Source organism: Pollutimonas bauzanensis (genome assembly GCF_900129885.1).
GTDB classification, from domain to species: domain Bacteria; phylum Pseudomonadota; class Gammaproteobacteria; order Burkholderiales; family Burkholderiaceae_B; genus Pollutimonas; species Pollutimonas bauzanensis.
In genome coordinates, this window is record NZ_FQXE01000006.1 from 140,900 (window position 1) to 157,786 (window position 16,887).

The 16,887-nt window shown below is 62.4% G+C and carries 14 protein-coding genes; 1 reads left to right on the plus strand and 13 read right to left on the minus strand.

All coding sequences use genetic code 11. The features are described 5' to 3' along the window. Window positions 1–2: 2 nt before the first annotated feature. From BUB23_RS12915 to nusG, 10 genes are all read right to left on the minus strand, one after another. Window positions 3–1,385, minus strand: coding sequence for a phenylacetate--CoA ligase family protein (locus BUB23_RS12915; protein ID WP_073103611.1), 1,383 nt, complete (start codon window positions 1,383–1,385; stop codon window positions 3–5). A gap of 31 nt (window positions 1,386–1,416) precedes the next feature. Next, complete coding sequence (locus BUB23_RS12920; protein ID WP_084136005.1) at window positions 1,417–2,559, minus strand: glycosyltransferase family 4 protein; 1,143 nt, start codon at window positions 2,557–2,559, stop codon at window positions 1,417–1,419. Next, a complete protein-coding gene (asnB, locus tag BUB23_RS12925) occupies window positions 2,560–4,518 on the minus strand; it encodes an asparagine synthase (glutamine-hydrolyzing) (RefSeq protein WP_073103613.1) in 1,959 nt (652 codons plus the stop codon). A gap of 21 nt (window positions 4,519–4,539) precedes the next feature. After that, window positions 4,540–5,685 carry a glycosyltransferase gene (locus BUB23_RS12930; protein WP_073103614.1) on the minus strand — a complete coding sequence of 382 codons (1,146 nt, stop codon included), beginning with the start codon at window positions 5,683–5,685 and terminating at the stop codon, window positions 4,540–4,542. A 22-nt stretch (window positions 5,686–5,707) separates the two neighbouring features. Continuing rightward, a complete protein-coding gene (locus tag BUB23_RS12935) occupies window positions 5,708–6,874 on the minus strand; it encodes a polysaccharide pyruvyl transferase family protein (protein WP_073103616.1) in 1,167 nt (388 codons plus the stop codon). Between the two features lie 56 nt (window positions 6,875–6,930). Beyond that, a complete protein-coding gene (locus BUB23_RS12940; RefSeq protein WP_073103618.1) occupies window positions 6,931–8,406 on the minus strand; it encodes a lipopolysaccharide biosynthesis protein in 1,476 nt (491 codons plus the stop codon). A gap of 3 nt (window positions 8,407–8,409) precedes the next feature. Beyond that, window positions 8,410–10,641, minus strand: coding sequence for a polysaccharide biosynthesis tyrosine autokinase (locus BUB23_RS12945; protein WP_073103619.1), 2,232 nt, complete (start codon window positions 10,639–10,641; stop codon window positions 8,410–8,412). A gap of 46 nt (window positions 10,642–10,687) precedes the next feature. Next, window positions 10,688–11,131 carry a low molecular weight protein-tyrosine-phosphatase gene (locus BUB23_RS12950; RefSeq protein WP_073103621.1) on the minus strand — a complete coding sequence of 148 codons (444 nt, stop codon included), beginning with the start codon at window positions 11,129–11,131 and terminating at the stop codon, window positions 10,688–10,690. Between the two features lie 11 nt (window positions 11,132–11,142). Continuing rightward, window positions 11,143–12,306, minus strand: coding sequence for a polysaccharide biosynthesis/export family protein (locus tag BUB23_RS12955; protein WP_245801258.1), 1,164 nt, complete (start codon window positions 12,304–12,306; stop codon window positions 11,143–11,145). A gap of 289 nt (window positions 12,307–12,595) precedes the next feature. Continuing rightward, the gene (gene nusG / locus BUB23_RS12960; RefSeq protein ID WP_245801259.1) at window positions 12,596–13,159 is read right to left on the minus strand and encodes a transcription termination/antitermination protein NusG; all 564 of its coding nucleotides are present in this window, start codon (window positions 13,157–13,159) and stop codon (window positions 12,596–12,598) included. Window positions 13,160–13,836: 677 nt separating this feature from the next. Here nusG and BUB23_RS12965 point away from each other — a divergent pair. Further along, entirely contained in the window at window positions 13,837–14,133 is a 297-nt protein-coding gene (locus tag BUB23_RS12965) for a hypothetical protein (protein ID WP_073103624.1), read from the plus strand. A 114-nt stretch (window positions 14,134–14,247) separates the two neighbouring features. Here BUB23_RS12965 and BUB23_RS12970 read toward each other — a convergent pair whose 3' ends face one another. The 3 genes from BUB23_RS12970 to BUB23_RS26700 are packed head-to-tail and all read right to left on the minus strand — an operon-like array spanning window position 14,248 to window position 16,874. Continuing rightward, window positions 14,248–15,243 (minus strand): ABC transporter substrate-binding protein, encoded by a 996-nt coding sequence (locus BUB23_RS12970; RefSeq protein ID WP_073103626.1) that lies wholly within the window; start codon window positions 15,241–15,243, stop codon window positions 14,248–14,250. 26 nt (window positions 15,244–15,269) lie between these two features. Further along, entirely contained in the window at window positions 15,270–16,085 is an 816-nt protein-coding gene (locus BUB23_RS26695) for an ABC transporter ATP-binding protein (protein ID WP_073103628.1), read from the minus strand. A gap of 3 nt (window positions 16,086–16,088) precedes the next feature. Continuing rightward, entirely contained in the window at window positions 16,089–16,874 is a 786-nt protein-coding gene (locus tag BUB23_RS26700; RefSeq protein WP_073103803.1) for an ABC transporter permease, read from the minus strand. Between the last annotated feature and the right edge of the window lie 13 nt (window positions 16,875–16,887).

The window sequence follows — 16,887 nt, forward strand, 5'->3', positions numbered from 1 at the left end:
GATCAGCTTCCCCGCATCGCTGCCGGGCGCATCGACTCCGGCGCCAGCAGGTTCTTGACTATCCGGAATTTTCCGCTGGGCTCGCGCGGTATCTCGTCGACCAGAGCCAGATGCACGGCAACCGATTTACCCAGCCGCAATGCCATGGCGTCCAGGAATTGCCGCTGCTGCGCCGCCGTGAACTGGTCGTTGGCGACGACGGCAATGCTGACCGTGTCGGGCTGCTTCTGCGTTACCTGGAAGCACACGATGCCGTCGACGTCCTTGGTGCAATTGCTGATATTGCCCAGATTCACCTTGCCGTTCTCCGGCGACCAGATGAAGTCCGAGGTCCGGCCATCGATGTGTTCCACGACGGGGAAGCAGGAACCGCAAGCGCATTGGAAGGAGGGCGGCGCGAGCTTTATGCGGTCGCCGATGCGGTAGCGTATCAGCGGCGTGCCGTGGGTGGTGAACGCGGTCACCAGGATTTCGCCTTCCTGCGCCGGCCGCATGTTCTCATCGACGACTTCGAACACGCCGGTCAGCGGATGGATATGCAGCGAGCCCTGCGGGCATTGCAGTATGAAGGGCGCGCCTTCCGAGGCGGCGTATTGATCGACGACCTGGCAGCCCAGCACTTGGCCAATGATTTCACGATATTTTGGCAGCACGGTTTCGGCGGTGGGGAAAAAGGCCTTGACGCTGCCCTCATAGGTCAGCTTGCGCTCCAGGGCCATGGTGCACAGGTCATAGACGCTGGAAGGAAAGCCGACGATATATTCCGGCTTGAAATCGCAGAAGGCGCGCCAATAGGCGTCGAAGTTCTGCTGGCTGATATGGAAGGTGGAAAAGAAACGGATCTTGTTGATGTAGTCGTCCCGGGAAACATTGCCGCTCGCCAGGTCCTGCGGGCGCACCAGGCTCTTGCCGCTGAACCACGCGACCTTCTTGCCCAGGCGGTATCCATACCTGGCGCGGAAATGGTCCTTCAGGGCGAAGCGTTCCTGCATGTCCTCATGCGCGTAGATCACTTTCATCGATGCGCCGGTCGTGCCGCCCGTCAGGCTGACTATGCCGTCCTTTTCCTCGATGCTGCGGATGGCGTCCATATGCGCCAGCAATTGGGCCTTTTCGAGTATCGGGAATTCCTCCAGGGGCTTGCCACGCTGCGGTGCATACCAGGGCGATGCCTGCGTGGCGGCCTGCAGGAATTCGGCCTGCCGTTTGCGCGCTTCGCGCGCCACCTCGTCCGCGCCGGCCGTTTCGAAGCGGCGGTAGTATTCCCGATAGGCCTTGTACCGGCCCCGGTGGCGCTGCTTGTACAGATAGGTGTTGTAAAGGCTGATGCCTATGTTCTGCGCGAAGACGGGCGCGTACTTGAGTATGAAATCTTTCAAAGCCATTTTTACCAGAAAGCGGGTTGGCAAGCGCTGGTCAAGCTTGCGGTCGGTATAGTGTCTCGAACTTGGCTACGGCGTGTCCGAGGGTGAAGTGCTGTTCGATGCGCAGCCTGGCGCGCGCGCCCAGATCCTTGCGCTGCTCCGCGCCGCGGCTGGCCATGTCGAGCAGTGCGCCGGCCAGTTCCGCAACCGAGTCCGCTGGAACGATCAGCCCCGTTTCGCCGAGCAATACCGCGGCGTCGCCCACATCCGTCGCGACGCAGGGCAGGCCGACGCACATGGCCTCGCCCAGGACATTCGGAAAGCCTTCGGTTCTGGAGTGCAGGCAGAAGACGTCCATGGCGCTCATGCAGGCCGCCACGTCGGCGCGCTCGCCCAGCAAGGTGAAGCGCTCCGGAAAGCCGGTCGCATCGATCAGGCGCATCAGCGCCGGGTTGTGCGCGGTCAGGTCGCGGCCCACGAGCAGGAAGCGCAGCCATTTTTCCTCGCGGCCCAGCATGCCCGCGGCGCGTATGAAGCTTGCATGGTCCTTGGCCGCGCTGTAGCGGCCGACAGAGCCCAGGACCACGGTGTCCTCGCCTATGCCGAGGCGGCCGCGCAGCGCCTGCCTGCCGGTTTCGGAATGGCGGAAGTTTTCAGGGTCGTAGCCGTTGTGGATCACCAGCATGCGCGAGCGGTCATAGCCGGCCGCGGCATGCACCGCGAGCGCCGAGTCGGCCACGCAGACGATGCCCGTCGGGACGGCATGAGAGCACCAGGCGCAGGCCTTGCGGATCAGCCGTTTCAGGCGCGTGCCGCCCGATTCGAAATGCGAATTGCGTATGCCCCAGAGTATGTTCTTGACGCCCAGCCGCCGGCCGGCGAATCCGCCCAGCAGGTCGGCGTAATACATCCAGCACTGCAGGACGTCCGGCTTGTCGCGGCGCAGGGCGCGGACCAGCCGGAAATAGATTTTCGGCGCATCGAACAAACTGCGCATATTCAATGCGCTGACGGGCACGCCCATCTTTTCCAGGCCGGGGCCGAGCGCGCCCTTGGTGGTCAGGGATATCACCCGGTGCTCGAATTCCGGCCTGCCCTGGTGCGCCTCGATCAAGCGGCACAGAAAGCGTTCCGCCCCGCCCACGTCCAGGCCCACGATGACATGGGTGATCTTGATTCTGTCGGTATTTGTCATTCAATCCTGCTTTTCAAGCCAGGCCTGGAACATCAGCGGGGACCACAGCCGGGCCGAACAGTCCTGCTTGCCTTCCAGGTGCAGGCGCCATGCGCGCCGCAGCGGCTCCGGGTGAAAGTAGCCTTCCCGCCGCAGGCGGCCCTCGTCCAGCAAGGCCTCCGCCCAATCGCGCAAGGGGCCGCGCAGCCATGCGCCCAAAGGGATGGAAAACCCTTTCTTGGGGCGTTCGATCAGCTCGCGCGGGACGTGGCGATAGAGCACTTCGCGCAGCAGCCACTTGCCTTTGCCGTCCCGCAGTTTCAGCGCCAGCGGCATGCGCCAGGCGAGCTCGACGACGCGGTGGTCCAGCATCGGGATCCTGACCTCCAGGCTATTGGCCATCGCGGCGCGATCGACCTTGGGCAGGATGTCGTCGGCCATGTATGACTGCGTGCCTACGGCCATCATCCAGTGCTCGAAACTGTCGGTCTCCGGCCAGGCCTGCGGCGTGTCGAGCAGCGTCGCCGGTTCGCGGCAGCCAATCACCACGTGTTCGGGCTGCTCCCAGTGGCTGCTGAGCCGGTGGTAGAACGCTTCCTTGCTGTCCGAGGACAGTAGCCCGGCAAGCTTGTGGAGCCTTTCGCCATTCAGCGCGCGCGCGAATCTGTCTGGCATGAGGGCGCGCAGCGGCCTGAACACGGCGTCCCATGACGATGCGGGCAGGCCCGCCAGGCCGGCCGCCGCCGCACGGCGCAGCGGCGCCGGCAGGCGGCCGATCCTGCGCCACAGGGCGGGGGCGAACTGATAGGTGTTATAGCCGCCGAAGAGTTCATCGCCGGCGTCGCCGCTCAAGGACACGGTGACGTGCTGCCGGGCCAACTGGCAGACCAGGAAGGTGGGTATCTGCGAGCTGTCGGCAAATGGCTCATCATAGATATCGGGCAGCCGCGGGATGACGGCCAGGGCATCTTCGGCGCGCACATACAGCTCGGTGTGCTCGGTGCCCAGGTGCCTGGCGATGGCCTGGGCGTGCTGCGCCTCGTTGTAGCGCGGGTCGTCGAAGCCTATCGTGAACGTGCGCACCGGGCGCGGGCTCTGCGCCTGCATCAGGGCCACGATCGCGCTGCTGTCTATGCCGCCGCTCAGGAAGGCGCCCAGCGGCACATCGGCCAGCATCTGGCCGCCTATGCTGGCGGACAACTGCTGCTCCAGCGCATCGGCCGCCTGGTCCGCCGTCCCGGCAAAGGGCTGCGCCAGCCCGGCATGAATCGCATCGTTCATCCGCCAGTAGGCCTTGGACTCGGCCGAACGGGCCGCGCCCTGGCCGGCCAGGGGGATATTGATGTAGTGGCCGGCGAGCAGCTTGTGCACATTCTGGTAAATGCTGTGCGGCGCGCCGATATAGCCATGGCGCAGCAGCAGCGCGATGGCGTTGCGATCGACCGCGGCATGGAAGGCGGGATGCGCTTTCAGCGCTTTGAGTTCCGATCCGAACAGCAGGGCATCGCCTTGCCAGGCCCAATACAGTGGCTTCTCGCCCAGGCGGTCGCGCGCCAGCGTCAGGACTTTGGCGTGCCGGTCCCAAAGGGCGATGGCGAACATGCCCGCGGTGGCCTGCAGCGTCTTTTCCACGCCCCAGGCGGCGAAGCAGGCCAGCAGGGTCTCCGTGTCGGCGTGGCCGCGCCAGGCCGGCTGCTTGCCTTCGCGCTCCAGGCGCCGGCGCAGGTCGAGATGATTGTAGATTTCGCCGTTGAAGGCGATCACGTAGCGCGTGCAGGCCGAATGCATGGGCTGGTGCCCCGCGGGCGACAAGTCCAGGACCGACAGCCGGCGGTGCGCCAGCGTCAGTCCGGCCGCCTCGTCGCTCCACACGCCCGCGTCGTCCGGGCCGCGGTGGGCGATCGCATCGGCCATCCTCGAGCCTATGCCGGCTCTGGCGCCGCTCGCATCATGGGAATAGAAGCCTGTCAGGCCGCACATAGGGGTCCTTGGGTGGAAATGTCAGGAATGGCGCAGGCGTTCATCGGGGTCCAATACATGCAGATAGGCGTCCACGGCGTTGGCGACGCTGAACGCCCGCGCGCGGGTTTCGACATCGGGGGGCGAGGCGTCGGCCAGCGTATGCTTCAGGGCGCCGGCCAGGGCGCCGGCGTCGCCCACGGGAACCAGGCGGCCCCATCGGCCTTGCTCCAGTATTTCGGCGGGGCCGCTGGGGCAGGCGGTGCTCACGACAGGCGTGCCGCAGGCCATGGCCTCGACCAGCACATTGCCGAATCCTTCCCATCGGGAAGACAGGACAAACACCGAAGCGCCGCGCATCCAGTTGTACGGATTGGCCTGGAAGCCGGCCAGCAGTATGTCGTCTTGATAAGGCGAGGCGTTTTTGAGCGATTCCAATAAGGGCCGCTCGCCGCCTTCGCCCAGTATGACCAGGCGCGCCCTGGTGGAGCGCCGCAACTGATGGAAGGCGTCGATGAGCATGGGGAAGTCTTTTTCCCTGCTCAGGCGTCCGACGCCGATGATGACGGGCGGCTCGCCCGGGGCAAACCAGGGATGAAGCAAGGCTTCCCGGCTTCTGGCCGCCAGCTCCACGGTTTCGATGGGGTTGTGGCAGGTGCTCACGGTGTCGCGGGCATAGCCCAGCGTGGCGCTCAGGTCATCGGCCACGCCGTCGGACACGGCTACGATGGCGTCGGCCCTGGCATACGATTTTTTCATCAGCCAGGGCAGCACTTTGGAGACCGGCCCTTGCGTATCCGCCACGGCCTGCGACAGGTTGGCATGCTCGGATATGACCAGCCGCGCGCCGCTGCCCGAAAGAAAGCGGGCCCATATCGCCACCACATTGACATAGTTCATTGCCGACAGCATGGCGCGGGGCCGCTCGCGCTTCAGGTAAGCGGCCAAGGCGAACAGGCTGGTCAGCGCGCGCCTGCCCTGCAAGTCTATGATTCTGACCCCGGGGTCGACCTGCGGCAGGTAAACGCCGGCCTTTTTCACCAGCACCAGATCGACCCCGATGCCTTGCCTCGCAAAGCCATTGGCCAGGGAAACGATGACGCGTTCCGCGCCGCCGCCGTTGAGCGATGGAATGAACAGCGCAAGCCTGCCGCTGTCCGCCTTGCCCGGGTTGCTTGTGTTTCGCATATGCCTGATCGGAGCCGCCGGCTCAGGCGCCGACGGCGCAAAGAAAATCTTTTCGGAGGCTGTCGCGGATGGCGCCGATGCGCGCGGGCGTTTCATCCAGCAAAGCCGCGGTGATGTCCTGCGCGGAGCGCTGCCTGAACTCTGCCATGGAGATGCAGGATTCCCGTTTGCCGCAGTAGGTGAACATATGCAGGACCTTGGGGTCCCACTCGAAGCCGATGACAGGCACTTCCAGGGCCATCGCGGTGACCGCGGCGTGCATGCGGTAGGCGGCCAGGACGCGATAGCCGCCGATTTTTGCCATCAGGTCCGCGGGGCTCCTGACGTCGGCGCATACGGAAATGCCCGGGTATTTCGGCGCCAATCTGGCCCAGAGTTCCAGCGCGAATTCATTGTCCAGGTTCGAGCCGTTCGAAATCAGCTCTATCTTGGCCGCGCCTATGCGGGCGGCAAGCGATTCGACCACGCCTTCCCACCAGGCCAATGCGTATTGCCGGTTAGACATGGGATGCTCGGGCGTGAGCATTTTCAGGATGGACGGGGCGATGACGCCCAGTCCCACGACGTCCTGCGTTTTCTCGCGCGCGCCGTCTCTTTCCAGATAAAGCGCGCTGTCGAAGCCGGACTTGACCTTGTGCGCGTGGCGCGCGCCGGCGGCCGCGCTCACAAGCTGGTAGGAATGGCTGTCGCGGCACATCACGCAGCTGACCGCCGGCGATTTCACGATCCGGGCTACGATGCTTCTGGCCAGCCAGCTGTATTTTTTCCCCGCTCCCACCGAGAACAGCTTCACCGGCGTGCCGTTGCGCTCGCATTGCTGGACGATGCGCAGAATCAGCAAGGGGAAATTCAGGAAGTTGTCCATCAGCAGGTTGCCGCCGCCTATGACCACCTGGGCGTATCGCCGGGTTTCATAGCTCGCGGCGATCTTCCTGTACCGGGTGAAATAGAACAGTACCGAGATGGCGTAATTGACCGCGCTGGACTGCAGCAGGACCGTCTTGAGCGCATTTTTTTTCGGTTTGCCGTGGGCCAGGGTTAAGCTGGTTTCGCCCACCGGGTTGCCGAAGAAATCCTTGAAATCGGCTTCTATATCGTGGTCGCGACACAGCTTCTTGAGCGCCAGCTTGATGATGCCGTCGCCCACGTTCCTGGAGGAATATTCTCCAGCGAACAATGTCTTGTTCATTCTTCTTTCCTTTTCATGCTTCTGTCCTCCGGCCCGCGCCCGGGCGATGCAGCCGGTCAGGCCTGGGTCTTGGGTTGGGCCTTGCGCAGGCGGCCCGCCAGGAGGGCATGCGATTTGTTCTTGATCAGCGCGTAGCCTTCGACATTGGCGAGGTGGCTGATGGCGAGATACAGCGCCGCGAATGCCAGGCCGCCGATGACGGCCGCCCACGGGGCCGAGGCGCCCAGCGCGTTGAGCAGCAGCCAGGTCGCCGCGACGGCGAGCGTTGCGGCGATCACGGGCTTGAGCATGTCCTTGAGCTGTTCGCCCAGGGTGTAGCCGATCAGCGCCGCCGAGTAATACATATAGGGCAGGCACGACAGCGCCATGGCGATGATCTGCCCGGCGAGGATGCCGGTGATGCCATAGGGCACCGAGGCGGCCAGCAGCGCAAGATGCAGGCCTTTCTTGATCAGGCCCAGGTACAGGATCAAGTCGGTTCGGCCCTTGACCTTGAGCATATTGAAGTTGACCGTATGCACCGGAAACAGGATGCCCGCGATGCATAGCAGCTGCAGGTAAGGCACCGCCGGCAGCCAGCGCTCGTTGAAGGCGATCTGGAACAGCGGCTGGGCCAGCAGGGAAATGATCAGCAAGGCCGGGGTGATCACGAAGAACAGCAGCTGGATGATGAGGCGGTACATTCTTTTCAGGTCGGCGTCATCGTCCTGGATAAGGGCCATGGCGGGATAGGTGGCTTGCTGGACGGCGCTGTTGGCCTGGTCGACGATCAGGTCGCGGATCCGTTTGGCAAAGTAGTACAGCCCGGTGATCTCCGGGCTGAACAGCTTGCCGATCACGAGGATGTAGGAGTTTTCATAAAGGACATTCAAGGTGCTTTCCAGCGTCAGCTTGGAGCCGAAGCCAAACATATACTTGAACGAAGCGATGCTGAACGAAAAGCCGGGGCGCCATGGACTGGACAGCCACAGCATGCCGGTCGACACGGCGGCCGACACCATGAATTGCGCGACCAGGCTCCAGACGCCGAAGCCGGCATACGCCATGCCTACCGCCACCAGCCCGGCGGCGACCGTCGCTATCGAGTTGACCCGCATCAGGGACTTGAAGTCCATATGGCGATTGAGCAGCGCCAGTTGCACGACCTTGAGCGAATTGACGAAAAGCACCAGGCCCGTGACGCGGATCAGGCCGACCAGCTCGGGCTGTCCGTAAAAGCCCGCCGCCCATGGCGCCACCAGGAACACCAGCAGATAGGTGATCAGGCTGAATGCCAGATTGGTGAAGAAGGCTGTCGAGAGATCGATGTCGGTGAGCTCTTTTTGCCGGATGATGGCCTGGCCAAAGCCCGAGGTCATCAAGGCGTCGGCCAGCGCATAGCAGATGGCGATCATCGCCATCAGGCCGAACGCTTCGGGCGCCAGGAATTTCGCCAGGAATAGCGTGAACACGACAGACGCGCCGCGGCTGATGAACATATTGGCCATGTTCCAGACGATGCCGATGCCGATTTTCTTGTTCAGGCTGTTCACGGTTTAAGGCCTCTCAGCCTCGTATTCGTAGTTGGTGTAGCGGTAGTTGCCGTATTTCGAACCATAGCGGCGGCTCGTGGCCGCCAGGTCATTGAAGATGACCCCCTTGACCTGCGTGCCCGCCTGCGACAGGCGCTTGGTCGACTCTTCCAGTTCCCCCAGCGTGCTGACGCCGGCCCGGGCCAGCAGGAACACCGTGCCGGCATGGGGCGCGAGCACCATGGCGTCCGACACGGCCAGGACCGGGCTGGTATCCAGCAGCACCATGTCGTAGTTTGCGGCCAGCCCGCGCAGCACGCTGGCCGCCGCCGGCGACATGAGCAGTTCGGCCGGGTTGGGCGGCAGCACGCCTGTGGCGATGAAGTCCACATTGGGCACGACATCCTTGTGCAGCGCCTGCTCCAGGGGGATGCCGCCGGCGATCAGCTCGCTCAGGCCATTGCGGCGCTCGAGGCCGAAATACTGGTTGACGTAGCCTTTGCGCAGATCGGCATCGATCAGCAGGACGCGCTTGCCGCCGGCGCCCAGCACGGCGGCGAAATTGACGCTGGTGAACGATTTGCCGATGCCGGGCGTGGGTCCGGTGAACAGCACGATATTGTTGGCGGCGTCCAGCATGGCGAACTGCAATGCGGTCCTCAGGCTGCGCAGGCTTTCGACCGCCGGATCGCGCGGGGACGCCTGGGCCAGCACATGGCTGCCCTTGACACGGCTCGAGACGAGCGCGTGCAGCCTGGTCTGCGGCATGGAATGGGGTATGGTGGCGAACACATGCAGGCCCAGGGTCGATTCGATATCGCTGGGGTCTTTGATGCCGGGGCGCAGCATATTGCGCAGCAAGGCGAGGCCTATGCCCAGCGCCAGCCCGAACAGGGCCGCTATGGTCAGTATCATCGGCCGGTTGGGCTTGATCGGCGTTTCCGGCGCCACGGCGGAATCCACCACGCGCACATTGCCGACCTTGCCTTCCTTGACGAGCCGCAATTGCTGCGCGCTGTTGAGCAGGTTCACATAAAGCTCGCCGTTAACCTTGACATCGCGCAGCAGGTTGAGCAGTTGCTGCTCCATGTCGGGCAGCTTCTTGATCTGGCCCGTCAATTGGTCGATTTCTTTCTTGATGGCGGCGATCTGCTGGTCGATCACGCGGACGCTGGGATGTTCCGCCGTGTACTGGGCCATCAGTTCGCGGCGCTTCTGCTGCAGGTCGAACAATTGGGTCTGCAGGCCTACCGAGGTGTTCAGCGACAGCGAGCCTTCGGTGCCCAGGTCGAATGTGCCATGCGCGTCGCGGAACTTGGTGTATTTGTCCGCCGCTTCGTCCATTTTCCTTTTCAGTTCGGGCAGGAAGTCATCCAGGAAGGCCAGCGATTTTTCCGCCTCGGCCGCCTTGCGTTCGACATTCTGCCGCACGTAGGCCGAACCCACGGCGTTCAGCGTCCGGGTGATCTTGCCCGGATTGGTGCCGGCGAGGGTGATGGACAGGACACCCGACTGCTTGCCTTTCTCGGTAATGACCAGTCCGCTTTGCAGGCCATTGATCATGGCCAGGCGCGAACGGCGCACCAGGGTGAATTCGGCGCCGGGCTTGCCTTTCAATTCATTGACCAGGATGCGCCCCGGAGCGCCGTCCGCCTTGAAGTCGCTGGGGACGCCCACCTTGCCTTCGGCCAGCTTCAGTCCGTCGGCGTCCAGCAGCTCATAGCCGCCGGCGGTGGCCAGCAAGGCCAGCGTCTGGCCTTCGAGCGCCGGCGGAACGTCCAATTGCCCCAGCCGTATCGATTCCGTGCCTGATACGTAGCCGCCCAGGCCCAGGAAGCCGGGCTCCGACAGGGCGGTGGCCCGCCCCGCCAGCCACGACCCGATGAAAGGCAGATACTTGGGGCTTGCGCTCAGATACAGCTGCAGATTGTCCACGGCATGGCCTACCACCAGGCGCGAGCGCAGTATCTCGATCTCGGCGGACGCCGGCGATTGCACATCGAACAGCGTGGACATTTCGCTCAGCAGATTGCTGCTCGTGCCCTGGCTTTGCTCCACCTGTATCAGGCTGTCGGCCTCGTACACCGGCTGGCTCAGGAAGGCGTAGATGCCGCCCAATAGCGCGGTGCCCAGGGTCACGGCGACAATCAGCCAGCGGGCCTCCAGGACCACATCGAGCAGGCCCAGGAAATCGATGTCGTCTTTGTCCCGGAGCTCGGATAAAGTTGGCGAGGTATTGTCGTTGGATGTATTCATTCGATGGGAGATAAGCTGCTTTATGTGGGATGGCGGTGCTGTGGTTTCAGCTCAATAGCCTGATGCGGTCGGCCCAGTAGCTGACGCCGCGGCGTATGGCCTCGTGGGCCGCGGCGAAGGCTGCGCGCGGCTGCCGGTATGGATCGGCGATCTGGAAGGCGTCCTCCACCCCCAGGTCGCCCAGGCAATGGATTTTTCCGCGCGCCAATGGGTGCTGCTGTTCCAACTGCTGCCTGTGGCCGTTTTCCATTACCAGTATCAGGTCGGCTTGCCTGCACATCCAGCTGGTCAGCTGCTGCGCGCGGTGCTCCGACAGGTCCAGGCCGTGCTCCGCGGCGATGCTCTGCGCCAGCGGGTCCGCCGGCTCGCCCACCAGGGCCGAGAGGCCCGCGGACCAGATCTGCTTGCCGGGGAACTGGGCTTTGAGCATGGCTTCAGCCACCGGGCTGCGGCAGATATTCCCCACGCAGACAACAAGAATGGCATTCATGACGGCGCTGTCTATCTCGTGGTGTTTCGGGTGTTGACGAACAGGGTGTTGTAGCTGGGCAGCACATTGCTGATCACGCGGTTCCAGCGGACGACTGGCGCGGCGTCGATGAACACGACGTCGCGCGCCTTGAGTTCGAAATCATTCGCCAGCATGAAGGCGGTCGGGGTTCCGGCATCCAGGTGATAGATCTCGGCCTTTTCTTCGCCTTCGTCCTTGTCATGCGGAACCTTGCGTATCACGTATATCTGCCGCGGGTTCGAGGTGAGCTGGCTGGCGCCCCCGGCTTCGCCCAATGCCTCGGTGAGCGAGAGGCGGCCGTCGCGCATCTGCAGGGCGCGCGGCACCGTGACTTCCCCCAGGACGAAAATCTTGGACTCGTCCCTGTTGACCACGCGCAGAAGGTCGCCGCCGGCCAGCAGGATGCGGTTGGGATTGACGCCCAGGCGGGTCAGTTGCGGCAGGTTTATTTCGGTGGAGATATTCTTGCGGGTGAGAATCACCGACGAACGGTCGGCCTGCGGGGTGAATCCCCCGGCCCGGTTGATGGCCTCGGGCAAGGTCATCGGGACGTCGTCCATGGTCTGCAGGCCGGGAACGCGCACTTCGCCATCGATATAGACGCGGTCATGGCGATAGGCCTGCACCCGCACGGTCAGCTGCGGGTCGCGGATGTACTTGGCGATGCGATTGGTCAGGAGTTCGCGCGCCTGATTCTCCGTCAGGCCGGCGATCTTGACCGGGCCGAGGAATGGAAACTGGATCACGCCGTCCGGATTGACATTGTAGCCATTGCCGACGTCCGCCTGGCTGGACGAACCCGTGCTGCGGTTGGACGTGGCGGGGGTGAGCGCCATCTCGGGATGGCCCCAGACCACGATATTGACGATATCGCCGGCGCCTATCCTGTAGGCCCTGCCCGTGCCGAACAGGCGCTTGACTTCTCTTTTCACTTCCGTCGCCCGCTCCGCGCGCTGCCGGACGATCAGTTCGCTGCTTATCGCCGTGAGGGCGCCGGCGGGAGCCGCGTCGCCGCCAAGCGACTCTTCGGCGGCTTTCGGGCTGCCCATATACATCCCGGGCGAAAGGGCGCAGGCCGACAGAAGCATGGCGGCGCTGATCGCTGCGCATAGCGTGATGCAGCGTGCGGGAAAATTGGAAATCTGGCTCGGCACCTGAACTCTCATCAATGAATTGAAAAACGAAGATCGAGAACCCGGGTTCTCGACTTGAAGCATGGCGGCCGGGCAGGCTACCGCAGTGTTTTTTGCCTGAATGCGGCAAGAAACACTGATCTCGCGCCCCTTTTTTTATTGCGGCACGGTGGAACGGCGCGTCTACATCGCGCTCTGTTCCGGGGCGATGTGCGCATCTCTTGCGCAAAATGGCGGTCGGGGGGCGCCTTACGCAAAGGCGGCGGGGCTATGCCTGGCAGAGCCGTATCTGTGGGAGGGTCACGATGCGCTAAACAAGTTCGACCTGCCCATGTTTCACCTTGACCGTCTTCTGTTGACCCAGAAATTCCATCAGCAGGATGACGCGCCTGGCCCTTACGGCCTGGACCACGCCCTCGATGCCATTCAGGGCCGTATTGCGCAAGCGCACCCGGCGCCCCGGCTGGAATGGGCTGATTGCCTGCAGCCCGGCGCGGTTGCGCTGGTCTTCAAGCTTCCTGATGGTTTGCAATACATCGGGAGACACGACAGCCAGCTCGGTGCCGAACGTCACCAGGCTATTGACGCCCCGGCTCGAGCGCGCCGCGGCAATGGATTGCTTGCGGCTCGATGGCCTGAAGAACAGATAACGCGGAAACATCGGCTCGTACGCCGTCAGGGCGGCTTCGCCCTCATCCGCGCCTGCGCCAGGCCCTTGCGCGCCGCTGTCGGCAGCGGCCAGTTGCGCCGACGGCTTCTTGAGTATCTTGAACAAAGGGAGATAGGTCTGGAAGGCTTGCTGGTTCAGGTTGACCTGGGCTACGTATTCCTGGCGCGGCTTGGTGTAAGCCACGTACCAGCCCGCGTCCGTCACGCAGTCCGCCGCCCGCGCCGTAGCGGCGTGGCGTGGCGTGTCTATATCTATAGCTTGCCTGTCCTGTTCACAAAGCAAATCTCGTCCGTCCTATTCAAAGCGTTGCGTCTCCGTTGCACGCATCAATAAGTGTCTAGTGCCGTTGCACTTTATCAGAGGAGATGGAAGGCCCTGTAACAAACCGCGTTTGTTTACAACGGAAAAGAAACGGCGCCGCGGCCCAAAAAAAGCATTCGTTATGTTGCATTGCAACAAGTTACGCATTACAAATATATGAAAATAACAATTTCAAATTGTGACGCTTACATTTTCGCGCGGGCCCGGAATCCGTCCGTAAACGCCCCTATGTTTGAGTCCTATTTAGGGAATTTGGCCGATAGGCGATGGCCTCGGCCTAGGCTGAAATACCTAAAAGTAACAGGCCATATGTGGTATTATTGGCGGAAGATACGACATGTGACAGCCTTTTCCTCTATAAAAACGGTTGAAGAATCAAGGGTTCAGGCGAGGATGCTCTTGCCGCTGTTGCTTCTTGTAGTTCTATATTGGTATAAACCCGGCCATTTGGCGACTATCCATTCTGTTCGCCGCATGATTATCTGTGTTTTGCCGGTCGCCGTGCCTGGCACGGTATATTCGTTTGCCCCTCTCCTGAAAGCACCGTGGCGGAACATTCCATGATCAATTCCAAGCTTGGCATCGCATATAAAGCTCCATGGGGAGCCGTCATCTTCAAAGCGAGAGACCGCATGGGCGCGCGGACACTGCAGATGTTGCTCCACTTCCTGGCGGGCATGGCCGTGGCCGCTTATCTCGTTCCGGAAGGGGCCGCCATCGCCCTGGCCTGTCTGCTGCTTGTCGCGGGCGCGAAAGCCCTTTACGACTATGTCGACGCCGGCGCCGTCCAGCTAGGCAGCTCCGCCGCGCTCTTGGCGGGCGGGGCGCTCGCGCTGGGCCTTGCCCATTTCATCTAGCGTCCGCGCATCGGCGCATCGCCCATGGGCCTCCGTTCCTTGAGGCGGAGCCCGCCGCGGCGCCTTCATCGCTTCCGCTGCGGCATGTCGCGACGTGACGTAAGACCGTGTGCTTCATTCTTTCACGGTTTCCAGATATAGCGACGGGTCGAAGTAAATGGATGCCGGAATTGCATCCTGGATATTGGCGAAGCCGATAAAAAAGTCGGTGACCTGCTGCAGCCACTTGGTGACCGTGCCATCCGCATATTGCTTGCGCCATTCCGCGGATGAAAAAATCTTTTGCGCGCGGAACTGCTCTTTGATGTCCTCCAGCGGCACATCCGGATAGTAATTCTTCTGGAGCGTCTCGATCGCCTTTTCCGGCTGGCTTACCATGTAGTCATTGGCCTGCGCCCAAACCCGGATGATGCGCTTGAGCGTGTCCTGATTCTTTTCATAGTAGTCATTGCGCGCCGCCCATCCGCCGACGATGGCCGCCTCGGGGTAATAGCGGGATGCGTCGACCAGCATTTTCGCCGCCGGAACGCGCTTCTTGACCGAAATATTGAAAGGCACCCATAAAGCCACGGCCGGCACGGCCTTGGAGATGAACGCGGTCACCGCGTCGGGCATGCGCTGGTTGACGATATCGACGTCTTTCTTGGGATCCAGGCCATTGGCGCGCAAGGCTTTGTCCAGGAATACGTGGGCTGTCGTGCCGGTGGTTGTCGAGATTTTCTTGCCCTTCAGATCGGCGAAGCTGCTGATGCCCATGTCCGGGTGCACCCAGAGCTGCGCGGTGGCGAATTCCACATCATTGATCAGGAAAACCTTGCCGCGGCCGCGCGCCGGGAAATTGGACATGACAGCGCCCGTGCTGAGGACGTCTATGCTGCCTCCGCTCATGGCCTGGAACAGTTCGAGCCCGGTCTGGAACTTGATGAACTCCATGTCCAGGCCTGCCTTTTTCCATAAGCCCATAGAGTCGGCGAGCCAGATCTGGCCATCTACCGCCAGGGTGTGCAGATAGCCTACTTTGACCTTGGTGTCCTGCGCGAAAGCCAGGCGCGGGCCGGCTCCGGCAAGCGCGGTGGCGGCGGCGAGTTCTATAAAGGTACGGCGTTTCATGACGAGTCTCCTGGAAAGGGGATAACTTATTTCAGCGCCGTTTTGCTTAGCGCTTCCTGGGCCGCGTATTCGAGCATCACGGAATCGTAGATGCGCGAACGCAAGGCGTTGAACTGCGGATCCGCCAGTAAAGACCGCTGGCGCGGGTAGGGAAAAGGGATGTCGATGACTTCCCGGATGCGCGAGGGCCGCGCTGAAATGATCACCACCCTGCTCGACAGATACACCGCCTCCTCCACGGAGTGCGTGATCAGCAGCACGGTTTTGTCTTCCTTGTACAGGACCTGCAGCAGCAGGTCGTGCATGGCGCTGCGTGTCTGGGCGTCCAGCGCGCCGAAGGGCTCGTCCATCAGGATGAATTCAGGATGCACGGCATAAGTGCGGGCCAGCGCCAGCCGCTGCCGCATGCCGCCCGAAAGCGTCTTCGGAAAGGCGCGGCGAAAGTCGGCCAGGCCCATCAGCTCCAGATAGCGCTCTATGGCCTGCTTCTTGTCCCGGGCGTCCATGCCGCTGTTTGCCTTGAGGTTCAAGCCGAACGCGATGTTCTGTTCCACCGTCAGCCAGGGAAATACGCCGTATTCCTGGAACATGACCCCTCGCTCAGGTCCCGGACCGGCGATTTCCTTGCCGTCCAGCGTCACCGAGCCGCTCGTCGGCTTGATGAAGCCGGCGGCCATGTTCAATAATGTGGTCTTGCCGCAGCCCGATGGCCCGACCAGGGAAACGAATTCTCCCTGTCGGATGGATAGCGACATATCCTCGACGACCCGCAGCGTCCCCGCCGCGGTGTCGTACCGCATGGAGACGCTGTCGAAGCGTATGCGCTCTGCCGGCTTTTCCATCGTCTATTCCGTCCCTTTTTCTTGCCACCTGACGAGCTTTTCGGACACTTTGCGCAGGAGCAGGTCCATCAGCAACGCCAATACCCCTATGCAGATAATCCCCAGATAAATGGTGGTCAGGTCGAAGAATGCCGAGGCGTCCTGGATCATGGCGCCCAGGCCTTCCTGCGCCGCCACCAGTTCCGAAGCGACCAGGGTCGCCCAGGCCACGCCCAGGGCGACCCGCAAGGCGGTCAGCATATGCGGCACCGACATCGGCATCATGACTTTCGAAAAAATCTCGAAATCAGTGGCGCCCAGCGTGCGCGCCACGCGTATATAGACGGGGCTGATCTGCGTCATGCCTTCGTACATGACAATGACGGCGGAGAAGAAAGCGGCATAGAAAAGAATGGCTACCTTCGCGACTTCGCCTATGCCCAGATAAACAATAACCAGTGGAATCAGCGCGATCGGCGGCAATGCGCGGAAAAAATTGATAAGGGGATCGACGAAATGGCGCACCGGCCTGTACCAGCCGATCAGGAAGCTGACCGGTATGGCCACCAGCATGCCCAGCGCCAGCCCGAATACGACGCGCTGGGTCGACATCACGATGTTGATCAGCAAATTGCCCTGCGTCAGGCGCGTCCAGAACTCGACGAGCACACTGAGAGGCGAGGGCAGCAGCCCCGGATTGATCAGGCCGGACGCCCGCAACAATGCCCAGCCCGCGATCAGGCAGGCAAACGGAAATAATGCCCAAAAGGCGGTGTGGGCCCACAGATTGCGCTTGCTGCCTTTCGTCATGGTCATCATCCCG

Coding starts and splice junctions, on each gene's coding strand:
- BUB23_RS12950 (WP_073103621.1), bottom strand. CDS start 11,131: ATGAATGCCATTCTTGTTGTCTGCGTGGGGAATATCTGCCGCAGCCCG.
- BUB23_RS12930 (WP_073103614.1), bottom strand. CDS start 5,685: ATGCGAAACACAAGCAACCCGGGCAAGGCGGACAGCGGCAGGCTTGCG.
- BUB23_RS26695 (WP_073103628.1), bottom strand. CDS start 16,085: ATGGAAAAGCCGGCAGAGCGCATACGCTTCGACAGCGTCTCCATGCGG.
- BUB23_RS12965 (WP_073103624.1), top strand. CDS start 13,837: ATGATCAATTCCAAGCTTGGCATCGCATATAAAGCTCCATGGGGAGCC.
- BUB23_RS12970 (WP_073103626.1), bottom strand. CDS start 15,243: ATGAAACGCCGTACCTTTATAGAACTCGCCGCCGCCACCGCGCTTGCC.
- BUB23_RS12915 (WP_073103611.1), bottom strand. CDS start 1,385: ATGGCTTTGAAAGATTTCATACTCAAGTACGCGCCCGTCTTCGCGCAG.
- BUB23_RS12945 (WP_073103619.1), bottom strand. CDS start 10,641: ATGAATACATCCAACGACAATACCTCGCCAACTTTATCCGAGCTCCGG.
- asnB (WP_073103613.1), bottom strand. CDS start 4,518: ATGTGCGGCCTGACAGGCTTCTATTCCCATGATGCGAGCGGCGCCAGA.
- BUB23_RS26700 (WP_073103803.1), bottom strand. CDS start 16,874: ATGACGAAAGGCAGCAAGCGCAATCTGTGGGCCCACACCGCCTTTTGG.
- BUB23_RS12935 (WP_073103616.1), bottom strand. CDS start 6,874: ATGAACAAGACATTGTTCGCTGGAGAATATTCCTCCAGGAACGTGGGC.
- BUB23_RS12920 (WP_084136005.1), bottom strand. CDS start 2,559: ATGACAAATACCGACAGAATCAAGATCACCCATGTCATCGTGGGCCTG.